The following is an 11,662-nucleotide window of genomic DNA, read 5'->3' as shown; positions in this document are numbered from 1 at the left end:
TCCCTGGGGGCTGCCATCACCGCCTCGGCGGCGGGCGGGCGGGCCTGCGCATAACGCCCCTGCCCCACATAAAACTGCGCCAGCAGCAAATTAGCCGCCGCGCGCACCGCAGGCGCGCCGGGCAGGGCCGCCAGCCGCACCGCCAGCGCCTCTTCCGCCGTACCGCGCTTCTGCGCTTTGCAGATCTCATAAAGCACTCGCAACGCCGGGCGCAGGTTCGGCGCCAGATCCAACAGTTTCAGCGCCAGCGTCTCTGCCTCAGCGTATTTTTTCTCATTGAAAAGCTTAACCGCCTCCTGCCCCTGGGCATCCAGCGCATCAACCGCCTCAGCCCCCGGCCAAGCGGTTATATCGGCATCGCAACACCGCACCTGGCGCAGCCCGCTCCCGCAATGGCATAAAACAACATCCAATTCTTGTTGCATCCCCGTGTTCATGCCAGTCCGCCTCCCGCCCATATTACCCGCTTTACCCGCCGCGGCAACGCTGCGCGCATCCTCTCCAAACACAAGGAAGTTCAACCACTTCCGCCAATGCAAGGCATTCGCAAATATTGCAAATCCCTTGACCGGACCACCATCTGCCGCCACATGGGCGCAATTGTAAGGAGTGTTTCATGCGCGATTTCTCACAGCTTTCCGAACGTGAGGTCCTGGCGCTCGCCATCGGCGCCGAGGAAGAGGACGGACGTATTTATAACGACGTCGCCGAACGCCTGCGCGAGGAATACCCCGCCTCGGCGCAGATGTTCCTCGACATGGCCGCCGAGGAAAGCGAACACCGGCGCAAGCTGCTAGACCTCTACCGCGAAAAATTCGGGGAGCACATTCCGCTCATCCGCCGGCAGGACGTGCGCGGCTTTCTCACCCGCAAGCCGGTCTGGCAGCTGCCCAAACCCAGCATCAACGACATCCGCAGCCTCGTGGAAAGCATGGAAGCCGAAACCCAGCGCTTCTACCGCCTCGCCGCCTCACGCGCGACCGATGTTTCCATCCGCAAGCTCCTCGGCGACCTCGCCGAGGCCGAGGTTGAGCACGAACACCGCGCCGATCAACTTTCCGCCAAAAACCTGCCCGATAAAACCCGCCGCGCCGAGGACATCCACGCCGAACGCGCTTTCATGCTGCAATACATTCAGCCCGGCCTGGTCGGGCTAATGGATGGCTCCGTCTCCACCCTGGCCCCTATTTTCGCAGCCGCCTTCTCAACCGGCCATCCGCACGCCGCCTTCATCGTCGGCGCCGCCGCCTCGCTGGGGGCTGGCATCTCCATGGGCTTCGCCGAAGCTCTCTCCGACGACGGCAGCCTGACCGGCCGTGGCACCCCCTATATCCGCGGCATCGTGACCGGGTTGATGACAACCCTGGGCGGCATCGGCCATACCTTGCCCTTCCTCATCCCCAGCCTGCACATGGCGCTGCTCGTCGCCTTCTGCGTGGTCGCGGTCGAGCTCGCCCTTATTTCCTGGATTCGCTGGAAATTCATGGACACCTCCCCCATCCGCGCCACATTGCAGGTGGCGCTGGGCGGCGCGCTGGTGTTTGCAACCGGCGTGCTCATCGGCGCCGGATAGGGGCGTCTGCCTCAGCTATCCGTGCGCGGCACCCAGGGGATGCGCGCAATGCCGATCCCTTCATCGGCCAGCGCCTCGGCTTCCTCATCGCTGCTTTCGCCGTAAATGCCGCGCGGCGGCGCTTCGCCATGGTGGATGCGCCGCGCCTCCTCGGCAAAATCATCGCCCACATAGTCACAGTTCTTTTCCACCTCGGCGCGCAGCTTGCTCAGCGCCGCGCGCACCGCATCGGGGATCACACCGCCCACCGCCGGTTGCACCGGTTCCGGCGCGTGCTGGCGCGGGGCTTCCACCTCCACGGCCTTGCCGCGGCCCTTGCGGGGAATGCCCGGCGCCATCAGCGCGCGCTCCACCTTGGTGCCGCTACAAACCGGGCAGGAGATCAACCCGCGCTTGGCCTGGCGCTCAAAGGCCTCGCTATCCTTGAACCAGCCGTCAAACTCATGCGCCCCGGCGCAATGCAGCTGATAGTGGATCATTTTCCGAACAGGGCATCCAACCTGCCGGCGCGCTCCAGCGCATAGATGTCATCGCAGCCGCCAACAGGCTTCCCGTCAATGAAGATCTGCGGCACCGATGTCTTTCCGCCAGAGCGTTCGCGCGCCTGCACCCGCGCAGCCGAACCACCCGGCGCGTCAATCTCGGTGAACGCAACGCCCTTCTGTTGCAGCAGCGCCTTGGCGCGCACGCAATAGGGGCAAAAATCCTGGGTGTATATTTCTATGTGAGGCATCCGTTTCATCTAGCCGAGCATTGGGCTTATGCAAGTGCTTTTTATTCAAATCGCGGATCAGCCACGCGCGCGGCGGTCAGCACATCCACCCGCCTCGCCCCCGCCGCCAACAAGGCATGGGCGCAGGCATCGGCCGTGGTGCCGGATGTCATCACATCGTCAATCACCAGCACATGCAGCCCCGCCACCTCAACCCCCGGCCGCAGCACAATCGCCCCGGCCAGTTCCGCCTGCCGCTGCGCCACATTCAACCCCTCCAGCGCCACGGTGTGCTTCTGGCGGATCAACGCATCCGGCACGCAACCCCGCCCGCCAAGCCGCGCCAGCTCGCGCGCCAGCAACGCCGCCTGGTTATAGCGGCGCGCCCGCAACCGCGCCTTATGCAGCGGCACCGGCACCAGCACATCCGCCGCCGCGAGCATCAAAGCCCCCGGGCGGCGCATCAGCCGCGCCAGCCCGCGCGCCATCTCCGTACGGTCGGCATATTTAAAGGGCAGGATCAGTTTCTTCGCCGTCTCATCATAGCGCAGCGCCGCGCGCGCCTGCGTGAAGGCGGGTGGCCACGCGGCGCAATGCGGGCACAGCCCGCCCTCGCCGGCTAGGCCGCCATGGGGCAGCGGCACCCCGCATTGCACGCACAGCGGTGCCGAGACAAAATTCGCAACCCGGAAGCAGCTGAGGCAAAACTGCCCGTCATCATCCACCGGCGCATCGCAGGCGAGACAGCCGGGCGGCAGCAGGGTATCAAGCACCCGCTGCAAGAGGGGTTTCATTTGGACCAGATTTTCGATTTCGAGGCGGTGCGCAAACATCGCGACCGCGCCGCCCCCCGCCTTGAGCGGATAACCCCAGTGCTGGACGAACTCGCCGCCCGCCTGCTCGACCGCCTGGACGACACCACCCAAACCTTCGCCACCGCGCTGGATTTCGGCGGCCGCGGCGCCATTGCCCCGGCGCTGCGCGCGCGCGGCATGCAGGTTGTCTCAGCCGATGTCTCCCCCCGGCTCGCAGCCCAGGCCGGCGGCGAACCGCTCGTCATCACCAGCGAGAATTTCGGCCTGGAGGAAAGAAAATTCGACCTCATCGCCGCGCATTTCTCGCTGCACTGGATCAACGACCTCCCCGGCGCGCTCATCCAGCTGCGCCGCGCGCTCAACCCAAAGGGGTTGCTGCTCGCCAGCATGCCGGCACTGGGCACTTTGGCCGAGTTGCGCACCGCCCTGCTCACCGCCGAAGAAGCCCTCACCGGCGCCGTCAGCCCGCGCGTCTCCCCGTTCCCGGATCTGCGCGATTGCGCCGGGCTGCTGCAACGTGCCGGGTTCTCGCTCCCCGTCGCCGATGCCGAGGACATCACTTTTTTATACGCCGACCCGCTGGCCCTGCTGCACGAGTTGCGCGACGCCGGGGAGACCAATGCCGTGCACGCCCGCAGCCGCAAGTTCACCCGCCGCGCCCTCTTTCCCGCCGCGCTCGCCGCCCTGCCCATGCACGCGGACCGGTACATGATCACCCTGCGCATGGCCGTGCTCACCGGCTGGGCATCATAACGCGCGCATTAAAGGAGTCCGGCCCGGCGGAAGCTCAGCCACCGCCCGTTGCCAACAATCACATGGTCGTGCAGCACGATGGAGAGCGCATCCGCTCCCTGCTTAATCTCCCTGGTCATCGCGATGTCCTCCTCACTTGGCGCGGGGTCGCCGCTGGGATGGTTGTGCACCAGAATAAACGCGGTCGCATGCAACTCCAGCGCGCGCTTTATCACCTCGCGCGGATACACCGGCGTATGGTTCACCGTGCCGCTGCCCTGCGTTTCATCGGCCAGCAGCCGGTTGCGGTTGTCGAGGAACAACACACGGAACTGCTCGATCTTCTCGCGCGCCAGCACCGCCTGAAGATACTCCATCAGCCTGTCCCAGTTGTTCAGCACAGGCTTGTAGAGCACCTCCGCCTTGGCCAGACGCAACGCCGCCGCCTGCACCACCTTCAGCGCCGTGGCCCCGGCCTCGCCCAGCCCCTCCACCGCCAGCAGGTCCGGCACGCTGGCCGAGATCACCCCGGCGTAGGAGCCAAAGCGTATCAGCAGCGAACGGGCGATCGGCTTGGTGTCCCGCCGGGGCAAGGCCAGAAACAGCACCATCTCGATCAGCTCGTGTTCGGCGACCGCATCCGCCCCACCGGCCAGAAACCGCGCCCGCAAACGGGCGCGATGCCCATTCACCCCCACGCCCGGCTTCTGCGGGCGAATATCGGGCGACAATGTCTCCAGCAGCGATGCGTCAGCAAAACCTTGGGTAGAAGTTTTATATTTCATGACACGCATAGCGTGCCATGAGTCGCGCCGTAACGAAAGCTTAAAACACGCGAATTATTCCCGCGCGGCAGCTTCCGGCAGCGCCTCGTCCTCCGCCGGAGGCAGCTTCACGGTGGAGAGCAGCAGATACACCGCCGGCACCACGAACAGGGTGAACATCGTGCCAATTGACAGCCCCCCCGCGATCACCATGCCCATGTTGAAGCGCGAGGCCGCCCCAGCACCCGTGGCGATAATCAACGGCAGCACCCCCAGCACCATCGCCGCCGTCGTCATCAGGATCGGACGCAACCTGATATTGGCGGCGTGCTCAATCGCCGCGCGCTTATCCATGCCCGCGACCTGCGCCTCATTGGCCACTTCCACCATCAGAATACCGTGCTTACTGACCAACCCCATCAGCGTGATCAGCCCGACCTCGGTATAGATGTTCAGCGTCAGCCCGCCAAAGCCCAGATAGATGAAGATCAGCGCCCCGGCGATCGACATCGGCACCGAAACCAGAATGATCAACGGGTCGCGGAACGAATTGAATAACGCCGACAGCGCCAGGAAAATAATGACCACGGCGAAAGCAAAGGTGAGGATGAACCCGCTGCTCTGCTGCACATATTGCCGCATCTCGCCGCCGTAATCGACACTATCCTCCGGCGGGAGTATTTTCGCGGCCAGTTTCTGCAAGGTCTGCAATGCCTGCGCCTCGCTCACGCCCGGCGCCGCCACCCCCTGCAGCGTGGCCGAATTCTGCTGCTGGAAATGATTGATCGATTCAGGAATCACGCTGGTGGTGATCCGCGCGATCGAGGAGAGCGGCACGTTCACCCCGTTCACCGAAGCCACATAATAATTATTCAGATCCGCGACATTCAGGCGGGATTTGCGCTCCACCTGCGGAATCACCTTGTAGGAACGCCCGTCCAGGCTGAAGTAATTCACATACCCCCCGCCCAGCGCCTCGCCGAGCGCCGCCCCCACATTGGCCATGTTCAGCCCCAGTGCGGCTGCCTTGTCACGGTCGATCACCACATTGGCCTGCGGCTGGTCGAGCTTCAGGTCGCTCTGCAGAAAGATGAACTTGCCGCTCTTCAGCGCGGCGGCCAGCAGCGCCTGGCTTACCGGATAGATCTTCGAAAAATCATCGGTGGATTTGATAACGAACTGCACCGGCAACCCCGAAGACCCAGGCAACGGCGGCGGCTGGCCCACCACAACCTGCTGCCCGGCATCCCCGGCATTGGCCTCCTGCTGGAACAACGTCTGTAGATAAGTGGCGTTCTTGCTGCGCTCATCCCAGGGCTTGAGAACCTCACCGGTAATGTCCATCCCCGGAACATCGATATGGAACGTATGCTCAACTTCCGGGTTCTTCAGAAAAATCGCATTCATATGCGAATCCCACATCGCCTTCTGCGTGATCGTGGCATCGGGCGCCGAGGTCGCGAATACGAAAGTCGCCCCCTCATCCTCCTGCGGCGCCAGCTCGCTCTTTGAGCCAAGCGCCAGAAACGCAATGCTGCACAGAATAATCGCCGCGAAGGTAACCGTCACCGGCACGGTATTCAGGCTGCTGTGCAGCGCTGCGGTATATACGCGGTGCAACGCGGCAAAACGGCGGTCGATGAAGTCAACCAGCCGGTCCTCCCAGTTGGGCGCGCCGTGCCGGGGCGGCTTGAGAAACCGCGAGCTCAGCATCGGCGTCAGCGTCAGCGCGATCAGCGCCGAAATTGTCACCGCACCCACCAGGGTAAAGGCGAATTCGGTGAACAGCGCGCCGGTCAGCCCGCTCTGAAACCCGATCGGCAGATACACGGCGACCAGCACCACCGTCATGGCGATAATCGGGCCGCCAAGCTCGCCGGCCGCCCGCCGCGCCGCCTCATACGGCGGCTCCCCGGCGTCGAGATGCCGGTTCACATTCTCCACCACGATAATCGCATCATCCACCACCAGGCCGATGCCCAGCACGAGCGCCAGCAGCGTCAGCAGGTTTATGGAGAAGCCAAACGCCAGCATCATCGCAAACGCGCCAATCAGCGACAGCGGAATCGCGATCACCGGGATCAGCACCGAACGCGGCGAGCCCAAAAACGCGAACACCACCAGCGTCACGATGATCAGCGCCTCCACCAGCGCGGTCAGCACGTCATGGATCGACGCATCAACGAATTTCGTCGAGTCGAACACGATCTGCCCGGTCAGCCCGCTCGGCAGATTGGCCTGGATCTGCGGAAACACCTTGCGGACCCCGTCCACCACCTGCAGCAGATTGGCGCTCGGCGCCACCTTGATCCCGATGAACACGCCCGCCTTGTTGTCGAACGTCACATCCTGCTCATAACTATCCGAGCCCAGCGCCACAGTGGCGACATCCCCCAGCCGGATGATCGCGCCGTTTTGCTGCTTGACGATCAGATTCCTGAACGCCGCGGCGCTGTGCAGCCCGGTCGTGGCGGTAAGCGAAATCTGCGTCATCTGCCCCTTGGTGTTGCCCAGCGGCGCGATGAAATCATTGCTGCCAAGTGCTGCGTAAACATCCGCCGCCGTCAGCCCGTAGGCGCTCAGCTTCTGCGGGTTCAACCACACGCGCAGGGCAAAATTCTGCGCCCCCAGAATCTCCGCCTGCTGCACCCCCTTCACCGCCTGCAACTGCGGCTGCACCACGCGGGTGATATAGTCGGTTATCTGGTTGCCCGAGAGCACATCGCTGCGGAAGCCGATATACATCGCATCGAAGGTCTGGCCGATCTTCAGCGATAGCACCGGTTGCTGCGCCCCGCTCGGCAACTGGTTGAGCACCGAGTTGACCTGCGCGCTGATCTCGGTGAGCGCTTTGTCCGGGTCATGATTCAGCACCAGGTTGATGGTGATGGTGCTCATGCTCGTCTGGCTCGACGAGGTCATGTAATCAATGCCGTTCACCTGCGCGACCGCATTCTCAATCGGCGTGGTGATGAACCCCGCCACCACATCCGGCGAGGCGCCTGGGTAGGTCGTGGTGATGGTGATGGTGGCGTTTTCCGTCTGCGGAAAATCCTGCACCGGCAACTGGCCCACGGCTCGCAGGCCCAGGACGAAAATCAGCACGCTGACCGAGATGGCAAGCACCGGCCGGGCGATGAAAAGATCAGTGAAACGTTTCATCGGCCTATTCGTTCGGCGGGTTGGGGTTGGGGTTGTCCGGCGGCTGCACGGTATTGTTGATCGCCACCAGCGAGCCGTTGCGCAGCTTCAGCTGCCCGGCGCTCACCACCACATCGCCAGGCTTCAACCCGGCGGTTACCGCCACCTGGTCGCCGCGCGTATCGCCGGTGGTCACAAACACCTCATGCGCGGCGAGTTCATCCTTGCCGGCCGCGCTGGTCTCATGGCTCACCACAAACACCGTATCGCCATACGGATTATAGGTGATCGCCGTCTGCGGCAGGGTGATATAATCATGCGCCGCGCCCACCAGAATTTTCACCGTGGCAAACATGCCAGGGCGCAGCATGTGTTTATCGTTCTCCAGGGTGGCGCGCACATGCACGTTACGGCTCGCGGTGTCCACCGCGGCGTCAATGGCCGAGATCCTGCCCTTAAACACCTGCCCCGGATACGCATCCACCTCCACCTGCACATCCTGCCCGGTTTTCAGCTGTGCCAGCGCCTGCTGCGGCAAATAAAAATCCACATAAACCGGGTTCAGCTGCTCCAGCGTCACAATCGGCGCCCCCGCGGTCAGGTACTGCCCCGGATCAACCTGGCGTATCCCCAACCGCCCCGCAAACGGCGCGCGGATGGTTTTCTCCGCGATCAACGCCTCCTCGCCCTGCACCTGCGCCTGCGCCGCCGCCAGATTGGCGCGGTCGGTATCCACCTGCGCTACCGCCACCGCCTTGGCCTGCAACTGCTTCACATCGCGCTCATAGGTCACCTTCGCCAGCGCCGCCGCCGCCTGCAACTGCGCCAGCACCGCCGGGTCGTTATTGGCCCGCAGCGTCACCAGCAGCGCCCCCGCCGGCACATCCATGCCCGACTGAAAATGGATCGTATCGACGATGCCCGGCACCTCCGCCGAAATCTGCGCGCCGTTCACCGCCGTCACACTGCCCACCGAGCGCAGTTCCGGCTGCCAGCTGGAGGATGCCGCGGTAATCGTTGCGACCGTCTGCACCTGGTTGGCGAACCCGGCGAGGAACTTCGCGATCATAATGCTCCTGAACGCGCCGTAGCCGAACACCAGGAAAAACAAAACGCCAACGCTCGCCAGCATTATTATCATGCGCCGCATCAGTTTCGGGGCCTTGCTCATGCTTTCGCGATCCTCATGGAATAACGCCGCAACAGGAGGCGGCAACATCCTTGCGATGCCACCACCCGCCGCCCAGCGCCTGATATAATGCCGCGGTATCGGCCAGCCGCGCGGCGCTTGCCTTCACCTGGGCAATCGCCGCGTTCTGATAATTGGTCTGCGCGATCAGCACCGCGCTCAGCGGCTGCCCGCCCAGCCGGTACTGCGCCTGTGTCACCGCCAGGCTCTGCGCCGCCGCCGCCGCCGCCGCATCCGCCGCGTTCAGCGTCATCGCATCATATTGCAAAGCCGAGAGCGCATCCGCCACATTCTGGAACGCGCTGATCACCGTGGCCTGATACTGCGCCCCGGAAGCCCGCAACGCCGCCAGCGCCGCCTTGCGCTTGGCGGAGAGCTGCCCGCCCTCGAATATCGGTTGCGTCACCCCCGCGACCAGGCTCCACAGCAACGTCTGCGGCATGAACAAATCGCCCGTGCTCACCGCCTCGTGGCCAATATCGGCGGTTAGCGAAATCTGCGGCAGCATCTGCGCATCCGCCACGCCGACATTTGCCGAAGCCGCGTGCAGCTGCGCCGAGGCCGCCTGAATATCGGGCCGCTGCGCGACAATGGCCGAAGGCACGCTCACCGGCAGCGTCACAGGCAAATGCAGCGAATCCAGCGTGAAATCCGCCGCGTGGAAATCCCCCGGCACCACCCCCGCAAACCCCGCCAGCTGGTTGCGCGCCTGCGCCAGCGCCGCCTGCAACGGCGGCAACGCCGCTTCGCTCGCCGCCAGCGCCGCCTGCTGCTGCAGCACGCTGGCCTGCGCCACCCCGCCCAGGCTGAGCTGGCTCTGCAAAATACCCAATTGCTGCCGCTCGTCGCCGATCACTTGATTCGTTGCGTCTATCTGCGCCCGCAACGAGGCTTCCTGAATCGCGGCGGTCACGATATTGGCCGTCAGCGTCAGATACGCCGCCTCCAGCTCATAGCGCTGATACTGCGTCTGCGCAGCCACGCTCTCCAGCCCGCGCCGCGCGCCGCCCCATATATCCAGCGCGTAGGAGACGCTGAGCGAAGCATTATACAACGTATAGGCCGGTAACGGCTTCGTCGCCGCAAAACCCGAACCCGCCGTGCTGTCCATCGAGTTCTGGCCCCGCTGCGCCTTGAGCCCGGCACTGAGCGAGGGCATCAGCGTGCCCAGATCGGCGCGTTGGTTTTCTTCCGCCTGCAACAAGGTTGCCTGCGCCGCCTGCAAACTCGGGTTGCGCGCCAGCGCCTGCTCAATCAGCGCATCAAGTTCCGGGCTGTGGTACAGGCGCCACCAATCCCCCGCGATATCCGCGCCTGGCGAAAAAACCTGCGCCACACCACCAGCCGCCAGAGTTTGCGCCGGCAAGGGGGTTGGCGTCAGCGCGGCCAGGGGAGCGGCAGGCTGATGATAATCAGGCCCCACGGCGCACCCGGCAACACTGCCGGCGAGCAACAAGGAGAGCGCGCGCTTAAGGAAACCCGTTGGTTTCATAACTCTCAGCTACCGGCGTTCATAGCCAGCGTCAAGCCGCAAGAACTTAACAACTTTGTGTTAAGGAAACTTGTAAGTTTCCAAAAACTTCCTATGATGCCTCAATGGCGGAACATTTTGCGGGTCGCAAACCAACAATCAAACCGCGCGCCACCCCGGCGCACCTCCCAGCCGGGCAGGCCGATGCCCCGGGCACCCCGGCGCACCTCCCAGCCGGGCAGGCCGATGCCCCGGGCACCCCGCGCATGACTGAACTCATCGCCGCGGCGGAGGATATTTTTCTGGCCAAGGGCTACCACGCGGCAACCATGAGCGATGTCGCCAAGGCCGCCGGCATGTCCAAAAAAACGGTCTACACATTGGTCGAATCCAAGGCCGATCTGTTCGTCACCCTGCTCGCCCATCACCATGCGTTGCTGAAATTTCCCGAACCCGGGCCTGACACCTCAACGCGCGACCAGCTGATCGCCAACGTCCTCTGCCTCGCCCGCTATCTGCTCTCACCCGAACAGATCTCCCTGCTCCGCCTCATCATGGCCGAATACACCCACAGCCCGGATTTCGGCCGCGTGTTCCTCCGCTCGCATGTCACCAAAGCCAAGAGCAAGCTGGAATGCTGCCTGGCGGAACTCGTGACAAAACATACCTGCCTAACCACCGCCGACCCTAAAGAAATGGCAGCCATGCTCTTTGGCATGGCCATCGGTGAATTCCACCTCGGCGTGCTGGTCGGCTTCCGCGCCGCGCCCAGCAAACAGACGCTTGAAAAACGCGTCCGCGATGCTGTCGATATTTTCCTCGCCGGCTGCGCGACCCGGCACCAAGCCTAAAACGCGCGCGCCAGCTCCAGCACCACCACCGAGGTGTCGATCAACACCTTTCCCGCGTGCTCGAACATCACCGTCACCCGGTGGCCAATAGCGCTCTGCACCTGCCCCAGCCCCCATTCCGGCTTTTGCGGGTGGCGCACATACTGCCCCGGCTCGAACTCAGAGCGCGTCATGGCCACAAGCCTTCATCGCCGCCTCCATATGCGCGGGCACCGGTGCCTGGGCCGCCAGTTGCGGCTCCAGCGGCAACACAATCCGCCGCGCCAGCAAATGCAGCGCGCCCGCGCCGCCGCCATACACCGCATCGCCCGCAATCGGATGCCCCAGCGCGGCGGCATGCGCGCGAATCTGGTGCGTGCGTCCGGTTTTCGGCAAAAATTCGACCCAGCTCATCCCCGCCCCCTGCCCCATCAC

At 63.9% G+C, this 11,662-nt stretch carries 11 protein-coding genes and 2 pseudogenes; 3 read left to right on the top strand and 10 right to left on the bottom strand.

Annotated elements, in window-relative coordinates; translation table 11 throughout:
- Positions 1-425: pseudogene (locus HKL97_RS08030) on the bottom strand (sulfotransferase family protein); the annotation flags it as partial.
- Positions 426-616: 191 nt separating this feature from the next.
- Here HKL97_RS08030 and mbfA point away from each other — a divergent pair.
- Positions 617-1,573 (top strand): iron exporter MbfA, encoded by a 957-nt coding sequence (mbfA, locus tag HKL97_RS08025; RefSeq protein WP_291424164.1) that lies wholly within the window; start codon positions 617-619, stop codon positions 1,571-1,573.
- Between the two features lie 11 nt (positions 1,574-1,584).
- Here the strand turns inward: mbfA and HKL97_RS08020 are convergent, their stop codons facing one another.
- The 3 genes from HKL97_RS08020 to HKL97_RS08010 are packed head-to-tail and all read right to left on the bottom strand — an operon-like array spanning position 1,585 to position 3,079.
- The gene (locus HKL97_RS08020; RefSeq protein WP_291424162.1) at positions 1,585-2,052 is read right to left on the bottom strand and encodes a DUF1178 family protein; all 468 of its coding nucleotides are present in this window, start codon (positions 2,050-2,052) and stop codon (positions 1,585-1,587) included.
- Complete coding sequence (grxC, locus tag HKL97_RS08015; protein WP_291424166.1) at positions 2,049-2,306, bottom strand: glutaredoxin 3; 258 nt, start codon at positions 2,304-2,306, stop codon at positions 2,049-2,051. The genes HKL97_RS08020 and grxC overlap by 4 nt, the downstream gene beginning before the upstream one ends.
- Before the next feature lie 41 nt (positions 2,307-2,347).
- Positions 2,348-3,079: a ComF family protein gene (locus HKL97_RS08010; RefSeq protein WP_291424160.1), complete on the bottom strand. Its 732-nt coding sequence runs from the start codon at positions 3,077-3,079 to the stop codon at positions 2,348-2,350.
- On the opposite strand from HKL97_RS08010, the gene HKL97_RS08005 reads away from it, so the two are divergent.
- Entirely contained in the window at positions 3,080-3,853 is a 774-nt protein-coding gene (locus HKL97_RS08005) for a methyltransferase domain-containing protein (RefSeq protein ID WP_291424157.1), read from the top strand. It begins immediately after the preceding gene.
- Between the two features lie 8 nt (positions 3,854-3,861).
- Here HKL97_RS08005 and radC read toward each other — a convergent pair whose 3' ends face one another.
- From radC to HKL97_RS07985, 4 genes are read right to left on the bottom strand one after another with little or no spacing between them, the layout of a single operon-like run.
- Positions 3,862-4,617 carry a DNA repair protein RadC gene (radC, locus tag HKL97_RS08000; RefSeq protein ID WP_291424155.1) on the bottom strand — a complete coding sequence of 252 codons (756 nt, stop codon included), beginning with the start codon at positions 4,615-4,617 and terminating at the stop codon, positions 3,862-3,864.
- A 54-nt stretch (positions 4,618-4,671) separates the two neighbouring features.
- Positions 4,672-7,758, bottom strand: coding sequence for an efflux RND transporter permease subunit (locus tag HKL97_RS07995; RefSeq protein ID WP_291424153.1), 3,087 nt, complete (start codon positions 7,756-7,758; stop codon positions 4,672-4,674).
- 4 nt (positions 7,759-7,762) lie between these two features.
- Complete coding sequence (locus HKL97_RS07990; RefSeq protein ID WP_291424152.1) at positions 7,763-8,908, bottom strand: efflux RND transporter periplasmic adaptor subunit; 1,146 nt, start codon at positions 8,906-8,908, stop codon at positions 7,763-7,765.
- 13 nt (positions 8,909-8,921) lie between these two features.
- The gene (locus HKL97_RS07985; RefSeq protein ID WP_291424150.1) at positions 8,922-10,418 is read right to left on the bottom strand and encodes an efflux transporter outer membrane subunit; all 1,497 of its coding nucleotides are present in this window, start codon (positions 10,416-10,418) and stop codon (positions 8,922-8,924) included.
- A gap of 104 nt (positions 10,419-10,522) precedes the next feature.
- Here HKL97_RS07985 and HKL97_RS07980 point away from each other — a divergent pair, with 104 nt between their 5' ends.
- A complete protein-coding gene (locus HKL97_RS07980) occupies positions 10,523-11,248 on the top strand; it encodes a TetR/AcrR family transcriptional regulator (RefSeq protein ID WP_291424148.1) in 726 nt (241 codons plus the stop codon).
- Here the strand turns inward: HKL97_RS07980 and HKL97_RS07975 are convergent.
- On the bottom strand, positions 11,245-11,421 hold the full coding sequence (locus HKL97_RS07975) for a DUF3553 domain-containing protein (RefSeq protein WP_291424146.1): 177 nt from the start codon (positions 11,419-11,421) through the stop codon (positions 11,245-11,247). The two genes, HKL97_RS07980 and HKL97_RS07975, sit on opposite strands and share 4 nt — an antisense overlap.
- Positions 11,408-11,662: pseudogene (locus HKL97_RS07970) on the bottom strand (RNA pseudouridine synthase); the annotation flags it as partial. The gene HKL97_RS07975 and the pseudogene HKL97_RS07970, both read right to left, overlap by 14 nt.

The sequence above is a fragment of the Acidocella sp. genome (assembly GCF_013044125.1).
Lineage (GTDB): Bacteria > Pseudomonadota > Alphaproteobacteria > Acetobacterales > Acetobacteraceae > Acidocella.
Note: the sequence above shows the minus strand (reverse complement) of the source record. Positions and strands in the feature narration are given on the sequence as shown.

Coding starts and splice junctions, on each gene's coding strand:
- mbfA (WP_291424164.1), top strand. CDS start 617: ATGCGCGATTTCTCACAGCTTTCCGAACGTGAGGTCCTGGCGCTCGCC.
- HKL97_RS08020 (WP_291424162.1), bottom strand. CDS start 2,052: ATGATCCACTATCAGCTGCATTGCGCCGGGGCGCATGAGTTTGACGGC.
- grxC (WP_291424166.1), bottom strand. CDS start 2,306: ATGCCTCACATAGAAATATACACCCAGGATTTTTGCCCCTATTGCGTG.
- HKL97_RS08010 (WP_291424160.1), bottom strand. CDS start 3,079: ATGAAACCCCTCTTGCAGCGGGTGCTTGATACCCTGCTGCCGCCCGGC.
- radC (WP_291424155.1), bottom strand. CDS start 4,617: ATGAAATATAAAACTTCTACCCAAGGTTTTGCTGACGCATCGCTGCTG.
- HKL97_RS07995 (WP_291424153.1), bottom strand. CDS start 7,758: ATGAAACGTTTCACTGATCTTTTCATCGCCCGGCCGGTGCTTGCCATC.
- HKL97_RS07990 (WP_291424152.1), bottom strand. CDS start 8,908: ATGAGCAAGGCCCCGAAACTGATGCGGCGCATGATAATAATGCTGGCG.
- HKL97_RS07985 (WP_291424150.1), bottom strand. CDS start 10,418: ATGAAACCAACGGGTTTCCTTAAGCGCGCGCTCTCCTTGTTGCTCGCC.
- HKL97_RS07980 (WP_291424148.1), top strand. CDS start 10,523: ATGGCGGAACATTTTGCGGGTCGCAAACCAACAATCAAACCGCGCGCC.
- HKL97_RS07975 (WP_291424146.1), bottom strand. CDS start 11,421: ATGACGCGCTCTGAGTTCGAGCCGGGGCAGTATGTGCGCCACCCGCAA.